The sequence below is a fragment of the Paenibacillus sp. 2KB_20 genome, from assembly GCF_052115765.1.
Classification (GTDB): Bacteria; Bacillota; Bacilli; order Paenibacillales; family Paenibacillaceae; genus Paenibacillus_AQ.
Genome location: NZ_JBFRHH010000002.1, coordinates 1 through 25649, shown reverse-complemented (window position 1 = coordinate 25649; position 25649 = coordinate 1). Strand labels below are relative to the sequence as shown.

At 49.6% G+C, this 25649-nt stretch carries 24 protein-coding genes; 15 read left to right on the top strand and 9 right to left on the bottom strand.

Translation table 11 applies throughout. The features are described from left to right. Positions 1-379 precede the first annotated feature (379 nt). From AB4124_RS05825 to AB4124_RS05815, 3 genes are all read right to left on the bottom strand, one after another. Positions 380-2188: a LamG-like jellyroll fold domain-containing protein gene (locus AB4124_RS05825; RefSeq protein ID WP_441971686.1), complete on the bottom strand. Its 1809-nt coding sequence runs from the start codon at positions 2186-2188 to the stop codon at positions 380-382. Positions 2189-2414: 226 nt separating this feature from the next. Continuing rightward, entirely contained in the window at positions 2415-2636 is a 222-nt protein-coding gene (locus AB4124_RS05820; RefSeq protein WP_441971684.1) for a DUF6199 family natural product biosynthesis protein, read from the bottom strand. Between the two features lie 62 nt (positions 2637-2698). Then, positions 2699-2902: a hypothetical protein gene (locus AB4124_RS05815; RefSeq protein ID WP_213646492.1), complete on the bottom strand. Its 204-nt coding sequence runs from the start codon at positions 2900-2902 to the stop codon at positions 2699-2701. A gap of 306 nt (positions 2903-3208) precedes the next feature. Between AB4124_RS05815 and AB4124_RS05810 the strand changes: the two genes are divergently transcribed. Next, on the top strand, positions 3209-3937 hold the full coding sequence (locus AB4124_RS05810) for an N-acetylmuramoyl-L-alanine amidase (protein ID WP_430110832.1): 729 nt from the start codon (positions 3209-3211) through the stop codon (positions 3935-3937). Positions 3938-4146: 209 nt separating this feature from the next. Here AB4124_RS05810 and AB4124_RS05805 read toward each other — a convergent pair whose 3' ends face one another. Continuing rightward, entirely contained in the window at positions 4147-4479 is a 333-nt protein-coding gene (locus tag AB4124_RS05805) for a hypothetical protein (RefSeq protein ID WP_076322226.1), read from the bottom strand. Between the two features lie 246 nt (positions 4480-4725). On the opposite strand from AB4124_RS05805, the gene AB4124_RS05800 reads away from it, so the two are divergent. The 6 genes from AB4124_RS05800 (at position 4726) to AB4124_RS05775 (ending at position 10719) form a co-directional block, all read left to right on the top strand. Next, positions 4726-5328 (top strand): DUF4352 domain-containing protein, encoded by a 603-nt coding sequence (locus AB4124_RS05800; protein ID WP_237566277.1) that lies wholly within the window; start codon positions 4726-4728, stop codon positions 5326-5328. A gap of 230 nt (positions 5329-5558) precedes the next feature. Further along, positions 5559-7304, top strand: a complete 1746-nt coding sequence (locus AB4124_RS05795) for an ABC transporter ATP-binding protein (RefSeq protein WP_441971680.1) — start codon at positions 5559-5561, stop codon at positions 7302-7304. Continuing rightward, positions 7301-9106 carry an ABC transporter ATP-binding protein gene (locus AB4124_RS05790; RefSeq protein ID WP_441971678.1) on the top strand — a complete coding sequence of 602 codons (1806 nt, stop codon included), beginning with the start codon at positions 7301-7303 and terminating at the stop codon, positions 9104-9106. Before AB4124_RS05795 ends, AB4124_RS05790 begins: the two co-directional genes overlap by 4 nt. A gap of 334 nt (positions 9107-9440) precedes the next feature. Then, positions 9441-9740, top strand: a complete 300-nt coding sequence (locus AB4124_RS05785; RefSeq protein ID WP_379410527.1) for a phage holin family protein — start codon at positions 9441-9443, stop codon at positions 9738-9740. Positions 9741-9853: 113 nt separating this feature from the next. Further along, positions 9854-10372 (top strand): DinB family protein, encoded by a 519-nt coding sequence (locus tag AB4124_RS05780; protein WP_430110847.1) that lies wholly within the window; start codon positions 9854-9856, stop codon positions 10370-10372. Positions 10373-10560: 188 nt separating this feature from the next. After that, positions 10561-10719 carry a hypothetical protein gene (locus AB4124_RS05775; RefSeq protein WP_202618862.1) on the top strand — a complete coding sequence of 53 codons (159 nt, stop codon included), beginning with the start codon at positions 10561-10563 and terminating at the stop codon, positions 10717-10719. Between the two features lie 50 nt (positions 10720-10769). Here AB4124_RS05775 and AB4124_RS05770 read toward each other — a convergent pair whose 3' ends face one another. After that, positions 10770-11000 carry a hypothetical protein gene (locus AB4124_RS05770; RefSeq protein ID WP_071222107.1) on the bottom strand — a complete coding sequence of 77 codons (231 nt, stop codon included), beginning with the start codon at positions 10998-11000 and terminating at the stop codon, positions 10770-10772. Continuing rightward, positions 11001-11576 carry a 5' nucleotidase, NT5C type gene (locus AB4124_RS05765; protein ID WP_076322219.1) on the bottom strand — a complete coding sequence of 192 codons (576 nt, stop codon included), beginning with the start codon at positions 11574-11576 and terminating at the stop codon, positions 11001-11003. Between the two features lie 288 nt (positions 11577-11864). Here AB4124_RS05765 and AB4124_RS05760 point away from each other — a divergent pair, with 288 nt between their 5' ends. From AB4124_RS05760 to AB4124_RS05750, 3 genes are all read left to right on the top strand, one after another. Continuing rightward, positions 11865-14117, top strand: a complete 2253-nt coding sequence (locus AB4124_RS05760; protein ID WP_441971675.1) for an ATP-binding cassette domain-containing protein — start codon at positions 11865-11867, stop codon at positions 14115-14117. Between the two features lie 298 nt (positions 14118-14415). Next, on the top strand, positions 14416-16092 hold the full coding sequence (locus AB4124_RS05755; protein ID WP_441971673.1) for a glycoside hydrolase family 13 protein: 1677 nt from the start codon (positions 14416-14418) through the stop codon (positions 16090-16092). A 39-nt stretch (positions 16093-16131) separates the two neighbouring features. Then, on the top strand, positions 16132-17193 hold the full coding sequence (locus AB4124_RS05750) for an NAD(P)-dependent alcohol dehydrogenase (protein ID WP_441971671.1): 1062 nt from the start codon (positions 16132-16134) through the stop codon (positions 17191-17193). Positions 17194-17320: 127 nt separating this feature from the next. On the opposite strand, the gene AB4124_RS05745 is transcribed toward AB4124_RS05750, so the two are convergent. Together AB4124_RS05745 and AB4124_RS05740 are read right to left on the bottom strand one after the other, a co-directional pair. Then, on the bottom strand, positions 17321-18169 hold the full coding sequence (locus tag AB4124_RS05745) for a DUF4179 domain-containing protein (RefSeq protein WP_339270117.1): 849 nt from the start codon (positions 18167-18169) through the stop codon (positions 17321-17323). After that, positions 18166-18684 carry a sigma-70 family RNA polymerase sigma factor gene (locus AB4124_RS05740; RefSeq protein WP_430110857.1) on the bottom strand — a complete coding sequence of 173 codons (519 nt, stop codon included), beginning with the start codon at positions 18682-18684 and terminating at the stop codon, positions 18166-18168. The genes AB4124_RS05745 and AB4124_RS05740 overlap by 4 nt, the downstream gene beginning before the upstream one ends. A gap of 326 nt (positions 18685-19010) precedes the next feature. Here AB4124_RS05740 and AB4124_RS05735 point away from each other — a divergent pair, with 326 nt between their 5' ends. The 5 genes from AB4124_RS05735 to AB4124_RS05715 all read left to right on the top strand — a co-directional run bounded on the left by AB4124_RS05735 (position 19011) and on the right by AB4124_RS05715 (position 22928). Continuing rightward, positions 19011-20261: an MFS transporter gene (locus AB4124_RS05735; protein WP_441971668.1), complete on the top strand. Its 1251-nt coding sequence runs from the start codon at positions 19011-19013 to the stop codon at positions 20259-20261. Positions 20262-20514: 253 nt separating this feature from the next. Further along, entirely contained in the window at positions 20515-20835 is a 321-nt protein-coding gene (locus AB4124_RS05730) for a PadR family transcriptional regulator (RefSeq protein WP_430110863.1), read from the top strand. 70 nt (positions 20836-20905) lie between these two features. Continuing rightward, complete coding sequence (locus tag AB4124_RS05725; protein WP_215163257.1) at positions 20906-21247, top strand: DUF1048 domain-containing protein; 342 nt, start codon at positions 20906-20908, stop codon at positions 21245-21247. Positions 21248-21416: 169 nt separating this feature from the next. Further along, on the top strand, positions 21417-22178 hold the full coding sequence (locus tag AB4124_RS05720; RefSeq protein ID WP_076322210.1) for an ABC transporter ATP-binding protein: 762 nt from the start codon (positions 21417-21419) through the stop codon (positions 22176-22178). Beyond that, the gene (locus AB4124_RS05715; protein WP_441971665.1) at positions 22179-22928 is read left to right on the top strand and encodes an ABC transporter permease; all 750 of its coding nucleotides are present in this window, start codon (positions 22179-22181) and stop codon (positions 22926-22928) included. Positions 22929-23017: 89 nt separating this feature from the next. Here the strand turns inward: AB4124_RS05715 and AB4124_RS05710 are convergent. Next, positions 23018-25649: WIAG-tail domain (locus AB4124_RS05710; RefSeq protein WP_441971663.1), on the bottom strand; the 2632-nt coding region annotated here is incomplete at its 5' end.

The window sequence follows — 25649 nt, the reverse complement described above, 5'->3', positions numbered from 1 at the left end:
AAAACGGCTCTTAACAAGATATCTGGTCGCTGGGATGAAGGAGCGCTTTTCCTGGTTATTGGAAGAGTCATCCAGGGTATCCCCCGGCCAAGTAGGATATGAAAATCGAAGGAAAAAAACAATTATTGTTAAACTTTCTTGTCTATTCGTCTAATAAGTCCAATATCGTACCAGCATTAATAAAAATTGCCTGCCGGCTTTTAGCCAGCGAGCCGTAGTCTTCTACCAGAACTTCTACCAAATTTTCTACCCAAATCAGGAACCATTGATCAGCTCAGCAGTAGCAATTCAAAAATGTCTGGAAGATGAGACCATCATAAAAGCAAGCAGGAGCGCTTCAAGCGCCGGGAATCGTCCCGGCGCTTGCGCATACCTCTAACTATTGTAAGAAATCTTTCTTGTTCAGCGCATGATCGACGATACGAATTTCGCTGATCCATCCGTTAAATACGCCGTCCAGCTTATTGGCATATTGGCTCGCGCCGATGATCCACGGTTTGCCGGTCGTGGCGATGCCCTGCGGCTTTGTGTCGGGATTGCGCAATACTTCTACGCCGTCGATATACATCTTTGTCGATTGTCCGTTGTTTACCAGCGCGATATGATGCCAGCTGTCGTCCATTTCCCACGACCAACTTGTTTGCTCGCTTCCGTAATTGAGCGGGAAGGACGCCCATTGAATCTCCCGTAAGCTTGACACAGCTAACGTTGCTAGCGGAGCGTCGGCGTCACCTTCTTTCTTGCCGACGTCTTGTCCGGTGCCGTACCGTCCCAGAATGCCCATCCAGGAATGTTTGTCGGCATCAAAGTCAGGCCCGAGCTTCACGACCGCTTCAATCGTATATCCGTTCGGGAATGTTAGTGCATTGATAGGCGCTTGATCGGATGTTTTCAAATACGAGCCTTTCTTTTGTGACTTGTTATTGAAGAAGCGAATGCCCGAATTACTTTGCGGATTTTGCGCATTTCCTTTGTACCAGATCAGATCGCCTGGTTTGGCGTCGCCTTCGTCGATACGGTACAAATCGTTCCCTTTGCCGGAAAGATCTTTGACCGCTGCTCCCTTGCCTGCCACAGCTTGCCCTTCAGCGGCCGAACGGTTGTCCATTTGCCAGTAAGCGACCGTACCTTCTACTTTCGGCACTTCTTTCTTGACGGAAATGATGGGCTGAAATCCGGAGAACCGTTCTTCAAAATCCATCGCGACTGTAAAATCGTTAAAATCGTCTACTAATTTCTCCTCATCAAACGCGGTTCTTTGTTTCTCCGGCATTCCCATGACCCATGGGGAGAAGGAGGATGTATGAATGCGGTTCTTGTCCATATCGAATTCAAGCGTTCGTAACATTCCGTTGCCGCCGTGAAAGGCGCTCTGATAATCAACGACCATCATAACGACGTCGTGACCTTTGTTGTTTTTCTTGACCGTATGAGCATAGCCATGATGATGACCGTTTACGGTGAGGAAGATTTGATCGTTTTTCGCGATCAGCTTGTCCCATAGTAATTGCCCGTGATCTGTCATGACGGCTGATTTTTTGTCGTTGGAAATGTTCAGCAGTTGGTGGGTGAACACCATGACCGGGTACGTTGGATGTTTGTCGATTGCTTTTTGCGCCCACTTCAACGTCTCTTCGGACGCTCTCCAATCCAGGAAGAGTGCCATGTACTTTTTCCCGGACCCTTCAAAAATATAGTAGGAATTAAATCCGTCCTCCGAATGGCCGGTAAAACCCGGGATGTTCTTCATCCGGTCTGTCGAAAAATAGTTCAAAAACGGTTCCTTGGCCAAATCCCGTTCGTTGTCGTATTGCTGCGAGTTGAGCACATCATGGTTTCCTGCCAAAAAACCGTATGAAAGCTTGGCTTTATCGAGTACTTTCATCGCCTCGTCGGCGTTGCGCCATTCGTATTCTTCATCGGCACGATCGACCAAATCGCCTAAATGTGCAGTGAACACAATATTTTCTTTTTTCGCGTTTTTTGCGATCCAATTCGTTTGCGACAGCCAAAGCTCGTTTTTGTAACGCGCATACTTTTGCGTATCCGGCAGTATGGCCATTTTGAAGCTATTGTCGCTATCTGGTGAAGTGGCCGGACTTGCGGACGCTTGAAAGCCCGACAGCAGCCCCGCAATCATCGTCGCTGGCAACAGCAGCGCGAGCAATTTCTTGAATTTCTTTTTCATTCTGTCATATCCCTTCATCGATGTAATGTGATAGGGACATTGTACGGAATGTGTGTTACCGGGATGTTAGGAAAGAAACGGATTTATGTAAAGTAGGGTGATGGTCTGTGCTGATTAAGTTGCCGTTAGCGGTCAACTGCCGGTCGCTTCAAGCGTGGAACAGTGGGCAGTACAACGATCATGGGAATCGGCGAGCACTTGGCCGCTAAGCTATATAAGGAGGAGTTCAAAGAGTCATAAGGAGAATGCCTAACACTAGAAAAAGGGCTCCTAGAACGATCCAGAGAAGCCCACTGGATTTGATATATTGAATGTAGTCCGAACTTGGCTCAGCCTCGTGGTTTACTTTCCAACTCTTATAAAACGAACCCCATGTGGGTTTGCGTATTCTCAATAGACCACGTATTAGAAAAACAACAGCGAACAGGATAAATGTAAACCCAGACATATAACCAGCCCCTCATCAATGGCTTAATGAAAAAGTTAAATGCGAGTAATACATATTACAAGTTAGAAAAAAGTAGATAACCCTACAAGAGCTAAAATAATACCAAAACCAACAACAAATACTCCGAGAAACTGCATTTTTAATATATCATTATCATCTATTTCATGGTATTCATCCCGATTCATGCGGATTGCCATTTCTTCAGGATTTCTGAATATTAATAGACCAAGCCAGATATTAATGGCACCGACGAACATGGTAAACATAGAATCTACCCCTTAACAGACAATACGCAAATCCCAATTTTAAGTTCCATTAAATGTAAAATACAGGGTTCGTATCTAAACTCAAAAGGTGACTAGAAACCGATCTAGGCCGCACAATATAGGCACAAGCAAACACCGAATGTGCTAAACAGGAGTATCTTATATATATACTCGTCCTTGCAGTAGGACTTACAGTTGCTTGCCTAATATAACCATTGAAACATTAGTTGGAAGCAATTGCTGCAGTTGCCTTCGCTGTAATGGATCACCGGGCTATTCAACAACCTACAAAGGCGGTGAATGATCGTGAAAAAGGTTTGGATTGACGCAGGGCATGGCGGGAAGGATTCTGGAGCAACCGGAAACGACCTGCAGGAGAAGGAAATCGTATTAGCGGTGTCTCTTGCTGTGAAGAAACGATTGGAAGCGGAATATGGCGATGTCCAAGTACTACTCTCCCGATCCTCAGATGTGTTCCTTGAATTGGCTGAACGGACCCATAAGGCAAACGCTGCTGGCGCCGATATCCTAGTTAGCATCCATTGTAACGCGGGTGGCGGTGCTGGGGGCTTTGAGTCATATCGATATACCTCGGCAAGCTCGGCTTCGGTAAAATTGCAGAACGTTATGCACACGGAAATCATGAGTACCATTAAATCCTTCGGTGTCATCGATCGGGGGCAGAAGGCCGCTAATCTGCATATGGTCCGTGAATCTAAGATGCCTGCTGTCTTAACCGAAAACCTGTTTATCGATGTGGCGGCAGATGCAGCCAAGCTTAAACGGCAGGATGTGATTGATTCTATTGCGATCGGTCATGTGAATGGCATTGCTAAATATTTGGGACTTCAGAAGAAAGAGGGGGGCGTTACGGTGGAGGATAAGGTACATGTCATCGTAAACGGGAAGCAGATCGCGGACGGCAAGCTTGAGAATGGCGTGACCTATGTGCCGCTTCGGGCTATCGGTGAGGCGTTAGGCGCCAAGGTTGTCTGGGATAACAAAACCAAGACGGCTACAGTTACAACCGAATAAACACCCGATTATTATAAAAGAACGGGCTATTTGTGCCGCGTCGAACAATTTATGTCTCTTTAATCATAATTTAAGCTTCCATTAATATTTGGAGCATATGATAAAAGCACCCCTTAAAAAATATATCAGAAGCCCCTCTAACATCGGTTAGAGGGGCTTCTTTGGTTATCGTCCCTCGCCTGCGTACAGGCGGATTTCTGATTGAATATTTAGAATCCCAGCCATTTCGTGATATAAGCGGATACGGCTAACTCCTGAAAATCCTGCCAGCTGCGAAATGGGGTATGTTCAACGATAAATGGGTTAATCGTATGTCCTTGTATGAATTCGTCAAACTCTTCATCTGTGCTTCCCTCATAACCTGCGGCTTTCAGCAAGTGACCGATTGAAGAAAACTTGGTATGTCTTTGAATAAATGATTCCGAGAACAATTCTTCCACGGGCACTTCTTGTTTCATGTCCGAGAGCCTTGCGGCATTTTCGCGAATTTCTGATAGCTTCTGTTCATCCAGTCCGTCTAATCCACTGATCCCAGTATTCATTATGCCCACCTCCAAAAAGTTGCACGTCACTCTATTATACATATACGAGTATGCTGAATTATTGGATTCGCTTTTTTTTGAAGCGGGTATTGACTTGCTAGTTTTATAGAGGAAGAGAATAGGAAAATTCGTTATACTGAATGGTTTAAATCTTGCATAAGAAAATGTCGAAATGTTAAGAAAATAATAGAAAAATCATATATGGTATGATAATGTGGTATATATTACCTACACGGAGGTTAGTAAATGAGAACAAAGTTTGGTTTGATTTTGATGATTTGTGCATTTTTAGTTATTTCGGCATGTGGAAATAATCCTACGAGCAGTGACTCCGCCAAGCAAGACGAAAGTGTCAATGCAGTTGGGGAGACCGTTAAGGATGAGCCGAGCAAAGAAGCAACAACAGAGCCAGCCAAAGAGGAGCCAAAAGAGGAACCAAAAGAGGCTTCTAACAAACCTGGAGAAAAATTCACCTTAGGTGATTGGGAAGTTGTACTTGATTCGTTTGAGTTTGATCAAAAAGTAAGTGCAGATATGTTTTCGTCGAGTGCTGATGAAGGCAACAAGTTCCTTATTCTAAATTATACAGTCACCAATAATGGTAAAGAGGCAAAGGATTTCACATCAATCATTGGTGGCGTTAGTATGAAAGCCATATTTAAAGAGGAATATGAATATAACTACACGGTAACCATGATTGATGGCGATCTGGGAACAGGCAGCATCAAGCCTTTGGCTACGAAATCCGGATTTGTTGTCATAGAAGTACCCGATGGCGTAGCTGATTCTAAAGAAAGCTTGGTCATCAAGCTTGAGGATCAGGACAAAGCACAAATCACATTACGATAACACCGAGAGAACGACCGACGCTATATTCAGCACAATAAACGAACGCCAACTCTGCATAGATGCAGAAGCTAGGCGTTCGTTTGCTTTTTCTTAGTACATATTATAATTATTCTTTACCTAGGAATGACTGTAGATATCATGTAGACTGGTAATGATTTACTGCCGCCATGCCTTGCTTTGTGGGGAGATGGAGGTCTGTACATACTTGCTTGCATATGGGGGTGGGCACTGTGCCCAAACAAGAAAAGGTTTCAATGTCATGGCTGCTGCGGTATTTAAAACCGGTTAAAGGACGGCTGATACTGCTGGTCATGATGCTGCTGACGTCGACAGGTTTGCAGCTTCTGAATCCGCAGATTGTCAAACGGTTTATTGACACGGCAGCCGAAGGCGGCGTTATAGCCACGCTGATTCAGCTGGCGGGATTGTTTCTGATCGTGGCTGTTTTTAATCAGCTGATTACCGTGGCTGTCAGCTATATGGGGAACGATATTTCATGGCGCGCAACGAACCGGCTTCGCGGCGATCTTTTGAAGCATTGCTTGCGGCTGGATATGCGATTTCATAATGTGAAAACGCCAGGCGAGATGATTGAGCGGGTTGATGGCGACGTGACGAATATTTCGAACTTCTTCGCGATGTTCATCGTGCAGGTTATCGGAAGTTTTGTGCTGCTCGCCGGCATACTAGGATTTATGTTCACAGTCAATCTGCCGATCGCGATCGTCATGACGGTGTTTACACTGCTGTCTATTTTGTTCATGGTGTTTATCCGGAATATGGGCGTCAATTCCTCGAAGAATGAACGGGAAGCCAGCGCTTCGCTGTTTGGCTTAATTGAGGAACGCATCGCTGGCATTGAGGATGTACAGGCGAACGGCAATGTGCCGTATGTGATGAATCGGTTTCATCGCATGATGCGCAGCGTGTTTCTGAAAGGAAGAAAAGCCTGGATGCTTCGCGTCGTCCCTTGGAATACCACGGTGATTCTGTTTGCCCTTGCAGTTACCGCTGTCCTGCTACTAGGGGTTCGTTATTATTTGATCGGTGAAATTACGCTAGGGACCCTCTTCCTAATCTATCAATATACGCAGATGCTGAATGACCCGATCGAAATGCTGGGTGACCAGGTACAGGAGTTCCAAAAGGCAAAATCCGGCATGCTGCGCTCCAGAGAGCTGCTGTCCAATAAGAGCGAGATTGTGGACGGAGAACAAGAAGAGCTTCCGGAGGGAGCGCTCGGTTTGAAATTTGAGGGCGTCAACTTCAGTTATAACGAAGATAAGCCGGTGTTAAAAGACATCAACTTTGAGGTCAAACCAGGCGAACGCCTGGGCATTATCGGACGTACCGGCAGCGGAAAGTCGAGTCTCAGCCGTATTCTGCTTCGACTGTATAACATCGACAGCGGTGTGATTCGCGTTGGGGGGACCGATATTACGAAGCTGAAGCTGCCTGCGCTTTACCGCCGGGTGGGGATGGTCACGCAGGATGTACAGCTGTTTGATGGCTCGCTGCGTGACAACCTGACGTTGTTTGATAACGGCGTGTCGGATGCATTTATTCTGGAAACGACGGAGCGTCTGGGACTTCGGCAATGGATCGATGCGCAGCCGGAAGGTCTGGATACGCATCTGACAACAGGTGGAGCATCGCTATCCGCGGGGGAAGCGCAGCTATTCGCTTTAACCCGGGTATTTTTGACGCAGCCGAGCCTGGTGATTCTGGATGAACCGTCCTCACGCCTAGACGCCGCAACGGAAATGATGCTGCAGACGGCCGTGGATCAGCTGATGAGCAGTTGTACGGGCATCATCATCGCGCACCGGCTGGCTACGCTGGAGCAGGTGGATAAAATTATGGTGCTGGGTGACGGACGAATTCTGGAATTCGGCGCACGGGAAGCACTTGCACAAGATCCGGCATCGCATTATGCCAGACTGCTGATCACAGGCAGAGAGGAGGAACTGGCATGACCATCACAGGTTTTATAGGGCGCCTATTTCGTTTCAAGCCTTCATTATTTTTATTCAACGGTCTGTTGTGGTGCATATTTCATTCCTTGCCGCTATTGATCGGGCTTGGGATGCAGTGGTTTTTTGACCGGGCTACATCGAATTCGACGGATTATGTATGGCTAGCCGTTCCTTTGATCTTCATTGCCGTAGTAAGGGTTGCGCGGGTGGGGACGTTCTTTGCGGCCTTTTATCAATGGGTAACGTATATTTACCACATTCAGGCCATTCTGCGCACGAACATGCTGGCTGGGATCATGCGCTGGCCGGGGAGGAATTTGCCGGCTTCTCCAGGGGAGGCGATGAGTCGCTTCCGCGATGACGTGGAAGAAGTTGTGGAATACGTGGAATCCTGGGTGGATTTCTGGGGGCGCCTCGTTTTTGCCCTCGTCTCCGTAGTCATTATGGCAAGCATTAACTGGAAGATCATGCTGGTGGCCGTGCTGCCGCTCGTAGTGGTCACACTCCTGAACAATCTGTCCGGCAACCGCGCGCGTCGTTACGGGCTAAAGAACCGGGAAGCTACGGGGCGCATTACAAGCTTTATCGCGGAAACCTTCGGTGCGGTTCAAGCCTTGAAGCTCGGGCAGGCCGAGGATCATGTTCATGAGCGCTTCATGAAGCTGAACGAAGACCGCCGGCAGGCAGCGCTGAAGGATAATCTGTTCAAACAATGGATGCGATCCTTGAATCAGCATGTGCTTAGCATCTGTACGGGACTAATTCTGCTGATGTGCGCTGCTGAAATGCAGGCCGGGCATTTTACCGTCGGAGATTTCGCTTTGTTTACGTCTTACCTGGCTAATATCGGCTTCAGTATTTCCTTGTTCGGGTATATGGTGTTCCAGCACAAGCGGCTGAAGGTTTCCTTTGACCGGATGCGCTCGCTGTTCCGTCCTGGTGAGGAAGACCGGATTATTGAGGCACGGGAAACGTATCTGAACGAAGAGCCGCCGGAACTGCCCGTCATTCACAGAGAACCGGGGGAGAAGCTGCAGGAGCTGGAAGTCAAGAATTTATCATATCATTATCCGAATTCGGATAATGGCATATCGGATATTAATTTCCGCTTGGAGCGCGGCAAGTTTCTGGTGGTGACAGGACGAATCGGAGCAGGGAAATCGACGCTTGTCCGGACATTGCTGGGTCTGCTGCCGAAGCAGGAAGGGACGATCCGCTGGAACGGGGAAGAGGTGGATCCAGCAACCTTCCTTATGCCTCCTCGGGCGGCGTATACACCGCAGGTTCCTAGGCTGTTTAGTGATCCCTTGAGAGAGAACATTGTTCAAGGGAAGAAAGAGCGGACGGAGGAAGCTCTGGAACGGGCCATCCGTCTGGCCGTCATGGAGAAGGATATCGAGAATCTGGATCAGGGACTGGAGACGTTGGTCGGTCCGAGGGGCGTTATGCTGTCGGGCGGACAAATCCAGCGGGCGGCTACAGCACGCATGCTGATTACGGGCGCGGATTTATTCATTTTTGATGATCTGTCCAGCGCGCTGGACGTGGAGACGGAGCAGCTGGTATGGGATGGGTTGTTCAAGGAGCAGGGCGTCACTTGCATCGCGGTATCCCATCGCAGGGCAGCCCTTTCGAAGGCCGATCATATCATCGTCATGAAGGATGGCCGGATCGAAGCGGAGGGCAGCTTGTCTGCGCTGCTCGCCACGAGCGAAGAGATGCAGCTGTTATGGCAGGGTGAGCAGTCCGCTGTCGAGGCTCAGGCCCTCGTAGAGGATAGAGTTGAGGTTAGCAAGGTATAACATTAAGTTTGGTTTGGAATTGGGGATGTTAGAACAGGTTTCGAGCAAGGCAGCTTCCGTTGGTATGGAGGCTGCCTTTTTTTGTATAATATGAATGGAAAATAATGGGCCATATATTCTGATATATCAGGGGGAGCTCTAAATGAAGAACCGCGCCATTCATATTGGATACTCACTGCGTATTTCCTCCACCCGGGAATACCGCGATTTGTGCTGCGTCTGCTCATCGTCAAACCTATCGAAAATTCCATTTCGCAGATTCTATTATTTTACTTACGAGAATAAGGATATAAATACAAGCCAATCGATAGGCTCGAGGAATAGGATGTAGAAGATGAATGGAAAGGGTGGGTTTACCATGGAATGGAGCGTCATTTTTCAATTGATCGACCCGCGGCTCTTCATGGTCGTTGCTGCCTGTTGGGTAATCGGATATGTGCTGAAGCAAACCCCCAAGGTTCCGAATTGGAGCATTGTATATCTGGTTATAGTCGTATCGGTTCTGTTCACAACCGGCTTGATCGGCTGGAGCGTGGAAAATATCATTCAAGGCATACTCGCAGGGGCGTTTGCGGTATTCGGGCATCAGGCCGTTAAACAAACAGCAGAGGCGATTGCGACTAGAAAGAAGTAAGAACGGCTGAATGACCCAGGGTGGTTTTTGCCTAAACCGAACTTTACCTGGCAGTCTGCCGCTTGAGCCTGTTATTCTTAGGTTCAAGAGATGATGTAAAGGAGCGTGAAGATTTGCAGAGGAAAACGTTGACGGTTGAGGCATTGCCTGGGTTTGAGCCGGAGATCGGCCGGTGGATATGGGGACTTGAAGATGTGCGGCGAACGATATTGAGACGGCTGGAAGGGATTCGGCATGAGTTTTTGAACCATAAGGTGGACGGTCGGCAGTCGATCGGTTCACTGTTGTATCATATCGCTTACATTGAAGCGGACTGGCTGTACGCCGAGGTGCTTGAATCCGATTGGGACCCGAAAATAAAGGCGTGCTTTCCCTGGGATCACCGTACCGAGGATAACAGTCTTTCTGAAGTGCCGGATCAGTCACTGGAGGAACACCTTCACCGTATGCAGAGGGTACGTCAGGAATTGCTTGCCCATTTCAAGGGCATGGACCTCTCGGACTGGAGGCGAGTCAGACAACTGGAACCGTACGATGTGACGCCCGAATGGGTCATCTATCATCTGATTGAGCATGAGTCCCATCATCGGGGACAGATATTTCAGCTGTTAAGAGAATTGGAGCACGCATAAGGATCGATTGTCCAATCAAGTAAGACTGGGGCCTTCGTTGCATAATGCCGGAGCCTTTTGAGGCTGCTGCTATAAGCGTTAAAATTCTCCGGAGCAGGGAGCTTTCCTTGCTCTTTTTTGTATATCCTGCAACGGTTCAGCATGTCAAAACGTAATAAGCAGATAAAGAGCACGGTATCGGAGGAGATATGATGAATAATGAATTTTACGTGGGATGGGGAACGCTGGCGTTAATTAATGCCGGATTGGCTCAAGGAAAAAACAGAACGGGATTAAACTGGTTTCTGCTATCCCTGTTGTTAGGCCCGCTCGCAACCCTGTTTCTTGTTCTGTCAGCTAAAAGATGATTTGAGTAATAAAAGAGCCGCCTCCCGGCAAGGGAAGCGGCCTTTATCTATTACATCCGTTGAAACATAGCGGTGTCACGGCTGTAGTGTGTCAGATAACCTGTCTCTTCGTTGCGGATGCGGACGACATCCGGTGTATAGCATTCAATGTAACCTCGCTCGATCTCCACGTATACGCTTGCGGGATCCTCTTCCCATACGGAAACTACCGTTTCCGACAGTGCGGCCGCGAAAAAATGGATGTCTTGCGATAGGTACCGACTATTGCGGTCTGTATTCATTTATTTCATATCCCCTTGATGGTTAGAATCAGATAAAATACGGTCAACTAACTCGTTCATTCCCTTCCAGGAATCCTTCAGAATAAATTCATGCTGAATATGCGCGTTCCACGGACGCGGAATCAGAATGGTTTGCTTTCCGGCTTTTCTGGCGGCAATTGCATTATGGGGACCATCGTCAATCAGAAGATCGAATTCCACTAAATCCTTGCGCTTGGCCACGAAAAAATTCTCGAACGGAATAAAAGGCATATGCCGCTGCAGCCATCTCCACTTCTCGGGCACCGAGGAGGGACGGGCTGCGGTAACGACAATAACGTCATAATCATGCGTCATTCTGTGGACTTCGTCAATCGTATATTCATCAAATATTTCAAGTTCTTCATATAAGCCCGGCTTTCCGAAGAAAAACTCTTCTGAGCAGTCAGGATGCCAGATTTGGTGCAGATTATAATCGGTAATCTGATCCAGCGTCAGCTGAGGATCTTTGTACTGCAGATTGTGATAGTGAATGGCCTTGGGTATGAGATGGCAGATGGTATCATCCATATCGATGGCGACTATTTTTTTGCTCATATCGTCATTACTCTCCTGTAAACATGAATTCTAAGAAACGATGATGTTCCGTAATTGTAAAGGACAGGATGCTTATTGGCAAACCGGAATCAAAAATGGGAGGGTGTAACATTTTCTCTCCCCAAACTCTTATAAACTAAGTATAGCATTAATACGGTCAACAACCTTCCTGATATTTACCGGTTGCGGGAATAACTTAATAATAGAGACCTTCACCCATTATGACAGTACATGTCATGATTGCCCTTTTATAATAGGAACACTACAGGGTATAAGGGAGGAGCGGCCATGGCGCAAGAATATATCAGCATACGTGGAGCCAGGGAGAATAATCTGAAGAATGTTTCGCTGCAAATTCCAAAACGGAAAATCACGGTCTTTACCGGCGTATCCGGCTCGGGCAAATCGTCCATCGTGTTTGATACCATCAGTTCGGAAGCTCAGCGATTGCTGAATGAGACGTTTACTGCTTTTGTTCGTAACCGACTTCCACGGCATAGCCAGCCGGACGTCGATTCGATCGAGAACTTGTCGACGGCCATCGTCATCGACCAGAAGCGTCTGGGGGGCAATTCACGGTCCACGCTAGGCACAATCACGGATCTGTACGCCATACTCCGTCTGTTGTTTTCCAGGGTGGGACAGCCATTTGCGGGATACTCCAACGTCTTTTCTTTTAACGACCCGCAAGGCATGTGTCCGGAATGTCAAGGTATCGGCAGGAAGGTCGAGCTGGATCTAAATAAACTGCTGGATACGAGCAAATCTTTGAATGAGGGAGCAGTCCGATTTCCTATATTCTCAGTGGATAGCTGGTATATGAAAAATTACACCATGTCCGGTTTCTTTGATAACGATAAGAAGCTGGCCGACTATTCGGAAGCGGAATGGGATCTCTTCCTATACGGCAAGGAGGGAAAGGTGACGTTTCCGTCCAAGGGTGGACCGGTACAGTCTGACTTCGAAGGTCTCGTGTTGAAGTTCAACCGGCTGTATATCCAGAGAGACAGCAGTGAGTTATCCGAGCGGACCTTAAATCACGTCAAAAATTTTATTACGCATGACACATGCCCGTTATGCGAGGGGACACGGCTCAGTCAGGCGGCATTAAGCTGCAGGATCAACGGGTATAATATCGCCGAGTGTGCGGCCATGGAGATTGGGGAGTTAAGAGAGATCATCCTGAATATCAAGGAGCCGGTGGCTGCCAGTATGGTGGCCAGCTTGGCCGAGCGGCTGCAGCACTTGATGGATATGGGGCTGGATTACTTAACGCTGAATCGGGAGACGACCACGCTCTCCGGAGGTGAATCGCAGCGGGTGAAGATGGTTAGGCATCTGGGCAGCAGTCTGACGGACATGATGTATGTTTTTGATGAGCCGAGCGTTGGTTTGCATCCTCGGGATGTTCACCGCCTGAACGACATGCTCAGGAAGCTTCGTGACAAGGGCAACACGGTGCTGGTCGTGGAGCATGACCGCGACGTGATTGAAATTGCCGACCATGTGGTGGATGTGGGACCGAATGCAGGTACCCGGGGAGGGGAAGTTGTCTTCGAGGGTACGGTTGAGCAGCTGTGCAGCCAAGACTCTACGTTAACCGGGCAGTATATGAAACGCTGCATGCCGATGAAAGAACAGTTCCGGGTACCGACAGGACAAATGCGGATTGCCAATGCCAGTCATCATAACCTGAAAAATGTAACGGTGGATATCCCGGAAGGCGTGTTAACCGTGGTCACGGGCGTAGCGGGGTCAGGCAAGAGCTCGCTGATTCATCATGCCTTCCTGTTCCAGCATCCCGAGGCTGTCGTCATCGACCAGTCCGCCGTCAGCACCTCGATTCGTTCCAATCCTGCTACCTATACGGGGATCATGGATGACATCCGGAGCATGTTTGCCAAAGCTAACGATCAGAGTCCATCCCTGTTCAGCTTCAATTCCAAAGGAGCCTGTCCCGACTGCCACGGTCTCGGGTTCATCTATACGGACCTGGCGTTTATGGAAGGCATCAAGTCTCCGTGCGACACCTGTGATGGCAGACGCTTTAAGGATGATGTGCTGCAGTATAAACTCCATGGAAAAATGATTACCGACGTATTGGATATGACGGTGCTGCAGGCACTCGATTTTTTCGAGAAAAAAGAAATCAGACGGCGGCTGGAGGCCCTGCACGATGTCGGCTTGCACTATCTAACGCTCGGACAGCCTCTAAGCACCCTGTCCGGGGGCGAAAGCCAGCGCATCAAGCTGGCCAGCGAGCTGCACAGACAGGGAAAGATCTACGTGATGGACGAGCCGACAACGGGGCTGCATATGTCGGATGTCGGGCATTTGCTGGACATGATGAATCGGCTCGTCGATAACGGCAGCTCGGTAATCGTGATTGAGCACAATCTGGATGTAATCCGTCAGGCGGATTGGATCATCGATCTCGGACCCGAGGGCGGCAGCAGGGGAGGCAGGGTCATGTTCGAAGGAACGCCTGCTGAACTGATCATGGCGGAACAATCGCTGACTGCAAAGTATGTACGGGGTTAGCGGGAGATCAAAGAAGTGGAGTGAATGGCGGGTCCTTATCGGAGTCTGACCAAACCCATGCAGTATGTTACATGGAGCAGGCACGAATTCATTTCCGTAGTTGTTTCATAGTGGACTTTATAGTGGCCGTGCCGCATATCCCCGCGGCACGGCTATTCTATGGTTGTTAGGCTTATATGATCGCTTAAACGGCAATACTGTATGCTGCGACAGACTAAGTTGGTTAATGAAGTACGTGTAATGACTCGGTCTGCATTCCTAATAAGCAGCATCTTTATTGTAAACGGGGGATACGACAATGCAGAAAGTATGGTGGAAAGAAGCCGTTGCTTACGAGATCTATCCACGCAGTTTTATGGATTCGAATGAAGACGGCATCGGGGATCTGCAAGGGGTTATATCACGCCTGGATTATTTGAAGGATCTCGGGATTGATGTTATATGGGTATGCCCCATCTATCGATCATCCAATAGCGACAACGGTTACGATATCAGTGATTATCAGGATATTATGACGGAGTTCGGATCCATGGCCGACTTCGATCAACTGCTGGCCGAAATCCATAACCGCGGCATGCGCCTTATTATGGATCTGGTGCTCAATCACACCTCGGATGAACATCCGTGGTTTATTGAATCCCGTTCCTCAAGGACTAATCCGAAGCGGGATTACTACATCTGGCGGGATGCGAGGGATGGGGCCGAGCCGAACAATTGGGAATCCATCTTTACCGGTTCCGCTTGGGAATATGACGAGTTAACGGATCAATATTATCTCCACCTCTATTCCAAGAAGCAGCCTGATTTAAATATGGAGAATTCTGCGGTCAGGGATGATCTGGTCAGGATGATCCGTTGGTGGCTCGATAAAGGGATTGACGGTTTCCGCGTGGATGCGATCACCCATATTAAGAAGCTCCCGGGTTTGCCGGATATGCCCAATCCGAATCATCTTCGATATGTCGACTCGAATCCGGCACATCGGAATATAGCGGGCATCCATGATTTTCTTCAACAATTCAAACGCGAAGCGTTCGCCCATTATGACATTATGACGGTTGGCGAAGCGAGTGGCATCCCGATATCGGAAGCAGACCGCTGGATTGGGGAAGAGAATGGGGCACTGAACATGATTTTTCAATTTGAGCACGTCAATCTTGATTTCGGACTCGAAGGGCGCTGGGATTATGCGATCTGGGACTTGGCCGAATTGAAGCAGATCATGCATAAATGGCAGACGGGACTTGAAGGCGTGGGCTGGAATGCCCTCTATATGGAGAATCACGATCAACCGCGCTCCGTATCCCGCTTTGGTGATCCGGTCCACTATCATAAGGAATCGGCCAAGATGCTGGCTACTTTTTTTATGCTGATGCAGGGGACGCCGTTTATTTACCAGGGGCAGGAAATCGGAATGACGAATGTTGAGTTTGCGGAGCTGAGCGATTATCGAGACGTGGAGATCTACAATTATTACCGCGAGCGGCTGTTGGACGGGAAGGACGTGTCCGAGACGATGCGCAGAATCGCGTACCGGGCAAGGGACAATGCAAGAACGCCGATGCAATGGGATGACACGCTTTATGGCGGCTTTTCCACGGTTGTGCCGTGGATCCGCTGCAATCCGAATTATCATGAGATCAACGTGAAGCAGCAGTTAAATGATCCCGATTCCATTCTCAATTACTATAAGGCCTTGATTCGTCTGCGCAAATCCAGTGAGGCGTTGATCTACGGAACATATGAAGCGGTGCTTCAGGAGCATCCGGAAATATTCGCCTATTCCAGGTCGCTCGGGAACGAGATGTACTTGGTCGTACTCAACTTCTATAGCGGAACACCGGATTTTCAATTCCCTGTCGAGTGGCGTGAGCATCAACCGGAAGTTGTACTCTCGAACTACAAGCGCTCGGAGCGAAGTTTCGGCGAATTCGCTCTACACCCTTATGAAGCGATAGTTTATCGTGTAAACTAAGTTCGTAAGCGATTTCTTGAGATGAGAGGTGAATGCAGCTTGTCACAACCAAACATGATGTCTGCCGCCGTTCTTGATCGCCCTTTATCCATTGGGGTGAAGCAGGTTCCCATTCCGGAGCCAAAGCCGGATGAAGCCTTGATTCAAGTGTATTGCATCGGCATATGCGGTTCGGATGTGCATTACTATGAGCATGGACGGATTGGCAGATATGAGGTGAAGGAACCGTTGATTCTGGGACATGAGCTTGCCGGCGTTGTCGTAAGGACGGGGGAGAAGGTGAGAAATGTCTCCGCCGGTGACCGCGTGGCCGTGGAACCGGGCGTTACGTGCGGGCGCTGCTCTTATTGTAAAAGCGGACGTTACAACCTGTGTCCGGATGTTGTATTTATGGCCACCCCGCCGGTTGACGGAGCTTGGGCCGAATACGTCGCGGTGCGAAGCGACTTCCTGTTCCGGCTGCCGGATGAAATGTCCTTTGAGGAAGGCGCTTTGCTTGAACCGCTGTCCGTAGGACTTCATGCCGTACGCCGCGGGCGTATCCACCCGGAGGACCGGGTGCTGGTTCTCGGCCTGGGGCCGATTGGCCTGCTTGCTATGGAGGCGGCCAAAATGTCCGGAGTTTCTCAGGTATATGGCAGCGACGTCGTGGAATACCGGCGTAATTTGGCCCTTCAGATGGAAGCCTCCGGCGTGATCAATCCGATGGATGAATCCGTTCCGCAGCGGTTGAACGAACTTACGGACGGCAAAGGGATTGATCTTATTATTGAAACGTCGGGCAACGCCGGTGCCATCGCGGATTCAGTCGGTTATGTGAACCGCGGAGGCCGGATCGTGTATGTAGGTCTGCCGACAAAGGATGCCATCCCGGTGGATATCGGCGCTTTGGTTGACGCCGAGCTGGATGTATACGGCGTGTTCCGCTATGCGAATACGTACCCGGCGGCTATACAGATGCTGCAAAACAAGGGAAGCCGCATACGCGATATCATCACCCACCAGTTTTCCTTGGATCAGATCGAGGAAGCTGTAGAGCTTGCTCGCACGCACAAGGACACCAGCGTGAAAGTCATGATCTATCCTCATTCAACCGCATAATATGGTTGCAGCCGGGAGAGCCGCTTCCGGGACCGGCATGTTCAATATTGCCCAAAAAACGTCATTGATCATCATAAAAAGGCACCACTCCAGCATTAGTCGGAGCGGTGCCTTTTCATAATCCAGGTTAGTTCGGGCGTTCATTGCTCATCCAGCTGTCGATACGCAGATCATCGCTGTAGCTGTCGCGAGCCGAAATTTCACCAAGCTTCTGCTCGGCTTCCTCACGGGTATCGAACCCGCCGATGACCGCGATGAAGTCACCGCCAGCGGTCTTAATGAAGGTCACGTCGTCTTCCATATAAATCTCTTCAAGAATAGCAAGGGATTCCCCTTGTGGCATAGCTTCACTGCGGATATAGAAGACCTCGCGCGGGTTTACCGGCTCGCCGGTCGAAGTGAGCTTCAGCTCAATATAGCCGGGGTCTTTATATTCGGATACGGTATGCTTCACGCCATCCTTCAGTTCAACGACAAAACGCATGGCCGAGTCGTCCAAAATCACATTTTCATAGACATCCTTCACCAGCGGCAGGGCCAGCATGTCTTTCTTGAGGGTTTCATAATCAAAGTTTCGTACACCGTTAAACGTGAAGATCAGACGGTTTGGTGCATCCCGATGATCCACGGTGTAGGACGGGACACTGGAAACGGACTTGCCTTCCTGATCAAATTGAATCTTAATCACGTCCTCGGAAGCTTCCGTACCCACGGTAACGCCGTCGGTCCGCTCGCCTCCGCCCCCGAACTGCAGAACCTGAACGATGCTGCCCACCACGGGGACTTTGGCTAAGGCGTTTGCCACCGTCGGGATGTTGACCACGAATAGCACGGCAATGGCAGCTGCAACAACGGACGAATATCTCGTCAAGCGCATGGATCGTTTGCGGGCAGCCGCCTTTTTCTGTGCTGCGGCCATAACATCGGTTAGCTGGGCAGGGATCTCAATGTGTTCGTAGCGTTCTTTTCCTGTCATAGATTATCGACCTCTCCCTCGATTAAATACGATTTTAGTTTTCCGATAATGCGGTAGAATCTGGTCTTGACCGTGTTTTCGGACAATGACAGCACATCCGCCATTTCTCGAAAGCGCAGGTCCTCAAAAAACTTCAGAATAATATAGGTTTTCTCTTCTGGCATCAGTCTGTCCAGCGCATCATATAAATCCATTTTCTCTTCCAGCGGTAGGGTATGCTCTGCGGCTGCATAGTCTTGCGTTTGGTCCTCCATATAAGTTACCCGCTTCTTGCGACCGAGATGGTCGATGGCAGCGTTAATGACAATCCGGGTCATCCAGGACTCAAAATACTGCGGCGTGTTCATCCGCTCGTAAGCGAGATATCCCTTATAGGTTGCCTCGGAGACGATATCGAGTGCCTCCTGCTCATTTTTGACATAGCAATAGGCCACCCGGTATAACTTGCTTTTGCATTTCTCAATATTTTCACTGAACTGTTTTGGCTTCGACTCTGTCGCTCTCAGTTCACTCACTCCTAACTACTAGCGCTAGTATTTTATGTCATGGCACGAATTCGTTTTGATCTATTCCTGGTTTAATGGGTTGGATCATGCTCAAGTACTTGAGTGCGCTTGACTGATCATTAGACCGTGGAGCGGGCCAAATAGTTTTAGCCGGGGATAAAAAAGTTGCGGTTGGTGAGATATGCCATCTGATTCGCTTGAAAAAATTAATCCGTGAACTTAACAGAAGTCCTTAACGGTGTTACTATATTAACCATATAAAATGTACGGAGGCCAGAACATGTAGGTTTTTCTACCCTAACCAACACAACTAAATACAGAATTGGGGTAGAAAGATGAAGAGGAAATCTTTTCGGTATCTCTGGATAGGTCAGGCGCTCGCCAATAGCGGCGATTTGTTTTACATTGTCGGCCTGATGGCAATTATCTATGGGATTACGGGATCCGCCATGTTGATGGCCATGATACCTTTTGTCACGACGATGGCACGGTTTATAAGCGGGAGCTTTGCGCCCATGTTGATGGATAAATACAGCCTCAAGTCGCTGCTTGCTTCGTCGCAAATCGGGAAAACGGCCGTGTTGTTCCTATTGTTAATGACCTACTATGTGCTGGGAGAGCAGGAGGTGACGGTCTATGCGATCCTCGGATTCGTATTCCTCATCTCTTTGCTTGATGGTTGGGCTGCACCTGCAAGCCATGCCATGCTGCCGCGTCTGGTGGATGCCACCGAGCTGACGAAAGCGAATAGCTTTGTTGCCATCGTGGATCAGCTAATTCAACTGGGAGGCTGGGCCGTTGGGGGACTGCTGGTCGTAGTCTTGGGCGGAAGCAACGTAATATGGCTGACCTTTGCCCTAGCCCTCGCCGCCGCAGTCTTCATGAAGCTTATAGAGGATCGGCATGAATCCACCCAGGAACAGAAAGAGAAGGCTCGCGTTTCGAATTGGCGCTCCATTCAGGAAGGCTGGACACTCATTTGGAAACAGCCTTCTCTTCGGGCAATTCATGTGATGTATGTATTGGAGACGATGGCGGGCGTGATTTGGATCGCAGCGACCATCTACGTGTATGTAGCCGATGTGCTGCACAGGGAGGAGGCATGGTGGGGATATATCAACGCAAGCTTTTTCCTGGGACTCATGCTGGGTGGACTGTTTGGAATGAAAAACGCGGGGCTGATCGACCGCAATATCCGCAAGTTCGTCATCTGCTCTTCCTTCGGCATTAGTATCATGACGTTCGGTTTTGGATTGACCTCGGTGCCTTGGCTGGCCCTGGTGTTCTCGGCAGGCTTCGGCGTTTTTGAACAGCTTAAGGCAGTCTCGCTTCAGACTACACTGCAGCGGGGCGTATCTGTCCATGTATTGCCAAAAGTGTACGCAGCTCAAAGCGCGCTTGTTTCGCTGGTATTCGGATTATCCACCCTGTTGTTTGGGTTCATAACCGATGAATTCGGCGTTCGGGCTACGTACATCATCGCTGCCACGGTATTGTTCATCTCGGGATGTTACGCATTACGGATACGAACGAGATTGCCGGAGTTAGGGGAGGGGCTTGAACAAGGACGGATCGGCATCGAATAATCAATAAACAAAAGGCGAGCTTAAAGCTCGTCTTTTTTGCATGCATAAATCGCGGGGCGATACTGGTTTGAAAATATTTTAAATAAGTTGTTGACACTCCCTGCTACTCAGTATTACAATGTACGTGTAATGAGTAATACTTAATAGTGTGTTTTTCCAAATGCTATTAAGTAAAAATTTCCTTCGGTACTATGTTATACTGAATATAGGTAATACTAAGTAGGGGAGGGCGAAATAGAGGAGGCTTTCGAATATGGAAAATTTAACTGAAATGCTGAAGGGTTCGCTGGAAGGCTGTGTGCTGGAAATCATTAGCCGCCGTGAAACCTATGGTTACGAGATTACCCGCCGTCTGAACGAGCTTGGGTTTACCGAAGTCGTGGAAGGAACGGTCTACACCATACTCGTGCGGTTAGAAAAGAAACAGCTGGTGAACATTGAAAAGAAACCGTCAGACATGGGGCCTCCGCGCAAGTTTTACTCACTTAATGAGGCTGGCCGCCAGGAGCTTGAATCGTTTTGGGAAAGGTGGGATTTCTTATCATCAAAAATCAACGTCTTGAAGTCAATCTAGCCTCATAAGATATTCCGTCCGATATTTTTGGAGTGCCTTGTTCCGCTTTATATAAAAGGAGGAAAATTATATGTTGGAAATATTCAAAAAAATGATTGGTGATAAAAAAGAGTACAAAATGATGATGGCACGGGTTGAAGCCCTGCCTGAGGACTACCAGTTTGTATTTAAGAAAATTCAAAACTACATGTGGAATTTCTCAGCGGGCAACGGGATGGATATGCTGCACATGCAGTATGAATTAATCGAGTTGTTCGAAGCCGGAGCAGCTGAAGGCAGACAAGTGCTGGAAATCACTGGGGAAGACGTGGCGTCCTTTGCTGACGAACTAGTAGCAAACGCTAAAACCTATGTAGCCAAGTATCGGGAAGATTTGAATCAGAGTATCATGAACCGATTGGGTAAAAAATAAATTCAATAGATCATACCGACTGATTAGCTGGTTACTAATGTGAATTGCCACCTTCGCTATTCAGTTAATTTTTAACCCGGTAGTAAGTTATACAGATTATCAGTATTACTAAATAGTTGGGTGCAGGCAACCTAGCTCCGCAAGGCGCTAATTATGAGGAGGAAAAAATATGAGGAATGCAGCGATTTCTGTAAAAGGGTTAAAAAAATCCTTTAAAGACAAGGAAGTCTTAAAGGGGGTGGATTTTGAAGTGCGGCGTGGGGAAATTTTCGCACTGCTGGGCTCAAATGGAGCAGGCAAGACAACGACAGTCAACATTCTCTCAACGCTGATGAAGCTCGATGGCGGCCAAGTAGGTATTTGCGGCTTTGACGTCCAGCGTCAACCGGATCATGTTCGCCAGAGCATCAGCCTGACAGGGCAGTTCGCAGCTTTAGACGGCATGCTTACCGGGCGGGAAAACCTGATGATGATTGCCAAGATGCGGGGAGTTTCCAATCCAGCTCAAGTCGCCGACGATCTGCTTGCAAGATTCAGCCTGACCGATGCGGCTAGCCGCCGGGCAGATAAATATTCCGGCGGGATGAAGCGCCGGCTTGACATCGCCATGAGCCTGATCGGGACACCAGCCGTCATTTTTCTCGACGAACCGACGACAGGGCTTGACCCCGAAGCGCGGATTGAGGTCTGGAATACCGTCAAGGAGCTTGCCGGCGGCGGCACGACCATCTTGCTGACGACCCAGTACCTGGAGGAAGCCGAACAACTGGCGGACCGTATCGCCATTCTGCATGGCGGAAAAATCATCACGACCGGTACCCTTACCGAACTCAAAGAGATGTTCCCGCCAGCCAAAGTGGAGTACATCGAGAAGCAGCCGACATTGGAGGAAATTTTCCTCGCGATCATCGGCAACAAGGAGGCGATGTAAATGAAAAGCAAAACAGGGGTGTTACTAGGGCGTTTAATGCGCAACATCATGCGCAGCCCGGACACAATTATCACGGTGGCGATTACGCCGATTATGATGATGCTGCTGTTTGTCTACGTATTTGGCGGCGCCATAGAGACAGGTACGGACAATTACGTCAATTATTTATTGCCGGGAATTTTGCTGATGGCTATCGCATCCGGCGTTGCTTACACTTCCTTGCGGCTGTTTACGGATGTAAAGAGTGGGTTGATGGCGCGTTTCATTACCATGCCGATCAAGCGCTCGTCGGTATTGTGGGCTCACGTATTGACCTCACTTATTTCCAATGCGCTTACTGTCGTGGTGGTTTTCCTCGTCGCGCTCTTGATGGGCTTCCGCTCCGGCGCCGATATCCTGGATTGGCTCGCGGTAGCTGGGATACTCGGGTTGTTTACGCTGGCGCTGACATGGCTGGCGGTCATTCCCGGATTGACAGCAGGGTCTATGGAAGGGGCGACAGCCTACTCGTACCCGCTAATTTTCCTGCCGTTTATTAGTTCGGCCTTTGTCCCCACCGAAACCATGCCTAAAATTGTCCGTGCGTTTGCTGAGAACCAGCCCGTGACTTCAATCGTGAATGCGATTCGTGCCCTCTTGTATGAAGGGGCGGTTGGCAACGATATCTGGATCGCGCTTGCTTGGTGCGTCGGCATCATGGTCATCGCTTACTTCTTCGCCAGTAAAACATTTAAACGCCAGTTAGGGTAAGTAAACCATTATGGGAATGTGGAGAAATTGACGTAAAAGAGGCCCTCCCGTGTTACCCAGGGGAGGGCCTCTTTTGGAATGCTATGGTGTTACCGTGAAGGACCGATCGCAATCCAGGACATGAAACCATAGGCGAGATTGCAGTTAGGCTGGCGGCTCACTTCAAGGACGGCGGTATCCTCGCGCTGGGATTTCAGGGAGATTTGGAAGCCAGGATTGTTGCTCATCCCCACAATGATATAGTTGATCCCAGCAAAAGCTTCCTCGAATTGGACGGTTACCTCGGTTAACGCCTCAGCTCCAAATACAAATGGCGTCATGCCGAATTGCTGCAGCTTCGGCTGGCCAGGTGTGCTGCGCACTGGTGTAAAGCATAAATGTTCTGCCGTTACTGCGCCTTTAGCCAATTGTTGTCCGGTAACGGCTCCTTCGGCCAGATGGGTGCTTGTGACGGCTCCGTTTGCAAGCTTATCGCTATCAATGGAGCCTTCGGCTAAGGTGAAGTCGTTGAAGGCATCTGGTCCGAGGTGCTTGCTGCCGATAGTTCCGTCGGCAATTTGCGCGCCCGTGAGCGAACCATCTACAACGTGCGATCCAGTGATGGAAGCCTCCGCAATCTTGCTGCCGTCTATAGAGCCTTCGGCTAACGAGAAGTTATCGAAGGCATCTGGTCCGAGGTGCTTGCTGCCGATAGTTCCGTCGGCAATTTGTGCGCCAGTCAGGGAGCCATCAACAATGTGCGCGCTAGTGATGGAAGCCTCCGCAATCTTGCTGCCGTCAATGGAGCCATCGACTAACGTGAAGTTATCGAAGGCATCTGGTCCGAGGTGCTTGCTGCTTATAGTTCCGTCAGCAATCTGCGCACCAGTGAGGGAGCCATCAGCAACATGCGATCCTGTGATGGAGGCCTTAGCAATCTTGCTGCCGCCAATGGAACCTTCGGCTAACGAGAAGTCGTTGAAGACATCCGGTCCGAGGTGCTTGCTGCTAATAGTTCCGTCGGCAATTTGTGCGCCAGTCAGGGAGCCATCAGCAACATGCTTGCCGGTGATGGAATCCTCCGCAATCTTGCTGCCGTCAATGGAGCCATCGGCTAACGAGAAGTTATCGAAGGCATCCGGTCCGAGGTGCTTGCTGCTAATAGTTCCATCTGCAATTTGCGCGCCAGTCAGGGAGCCATCAGCAACGTGCGCGCCCGTGAGCGAACCATCAACAACGTGCGATCCAGTGATGGAATCCTCCGCAATCTTGCTGCCGTCTATAGAGCCTTCGGCTAACGAGAAGTCGTTGAAGACATCCGGTCCGAGGTGCTTGCTGCTAATAGTTCCATCAGCAATCTGGGCGCCAGTCAGGGAGCCATCAGCAATGTGCGCGCTAGTGATGGAATCCTCCGCAATCTTGCTGCCGTTAATAGAGCCATCGGCTAACGAGAAGTTATCGAAGGCATCCGGTCCGAGGTGCTTGCTGCTAATAGTTCCATCTGCAATTTGCGCGCCAGTCAGGGAGCCATCAGCAACGTGCGCGCCCGTGAGCGAACCATCTACAACGTGCGATCCAGTGATGGAATCCTCCGCAATCTTGCTGCCGTCTATAGAGCCWTCGGCTAACGAGAAGTCGTTGAAGACATCCGGTCCGAGGTGCTTGCTGCTAATAGTTCCGTCGGCAATCTGCGCACCAGTCAGGGAGCCGTCAGCAACATGCTTGCCGGTGATGGAATCCTCCGCAATCTTGCTGCCGYCAATGGAACCWTCGGCTAACGAGAAGTTATCGAAGGCATCCGGTCCGAGGTGCTTGCTGCTAATAGTTCCGTCAGCAATCTGCGCACCAGTCAGGGAGCCATCAGCAACGTGCGCGCCCGTGAGCGAACCATCTACAACGTGAGTGCCAGTGATGGAATCCTCAGCAATCTTGCTGCCTTTAATGGAGCCATCGACTAACGTGAAGTTATCGAAGGCATCTGGTCCGAGATGTTTGCTGCCAATCGCCCCGTCGGCAATCTGCGCACCAGTCAGCGAGCCGTCAGCAACATGCTTGCCGGTGATGGAATCCTCCGCAATCTTGTTGCCGTCAATGGAGCCATCGGCTAACGAGAAGTTATCGAAGGCATCCGGACCGAGATGATTGCTGCCGATCGCTCCGTCGGCAATCTGCGCACCAGTCAGGGAGCCGTCAGCAACATGCTTGCCGGTGATGGAATCCTCCGCAATCTTGCTGCCGTCAATGGAGCCATCGGCTAACGAGAAGTCGTTGAAGGCATCTGGTCCGAGGTGCTTGCTGCTGATCGCCCCGTTGGCAATCTGCGCGCCCGTGAGCGAACCATCTACAACGTGAGTGCCAGTGATGGAATCCTCCGCAATCTTGCTGCCGTCAATGGAGCCTTCGGCTAACGAGAAGTCGTTGAAGGCATCCGGACCGAGGTGCTTGCTGCCGATAGTGCCGTCAGCAATCTGGGCACCAGTCAGGGAGCGGTCAGCGACGTGCGATCCTGTGATGGAAGCCTTAGCAATCTTGCTGCCGTCAATGGAGCCATCGGCTAATGTGAAGTCGTTGAAGGCATCCGGACCGAGATGCTGGCTGCCGATGGCTCCGTCAGCAATTTGCGCACCAGTCAGTGAGCCTTCGGCAATCTGTGTGCCTGTGAGCGAACCATCCGCAACGTGTTCGGCGATGATGGAAGCCTTAGCAATGTTGCTGCCGGTCACCGATCCCTCATCTAGAGTG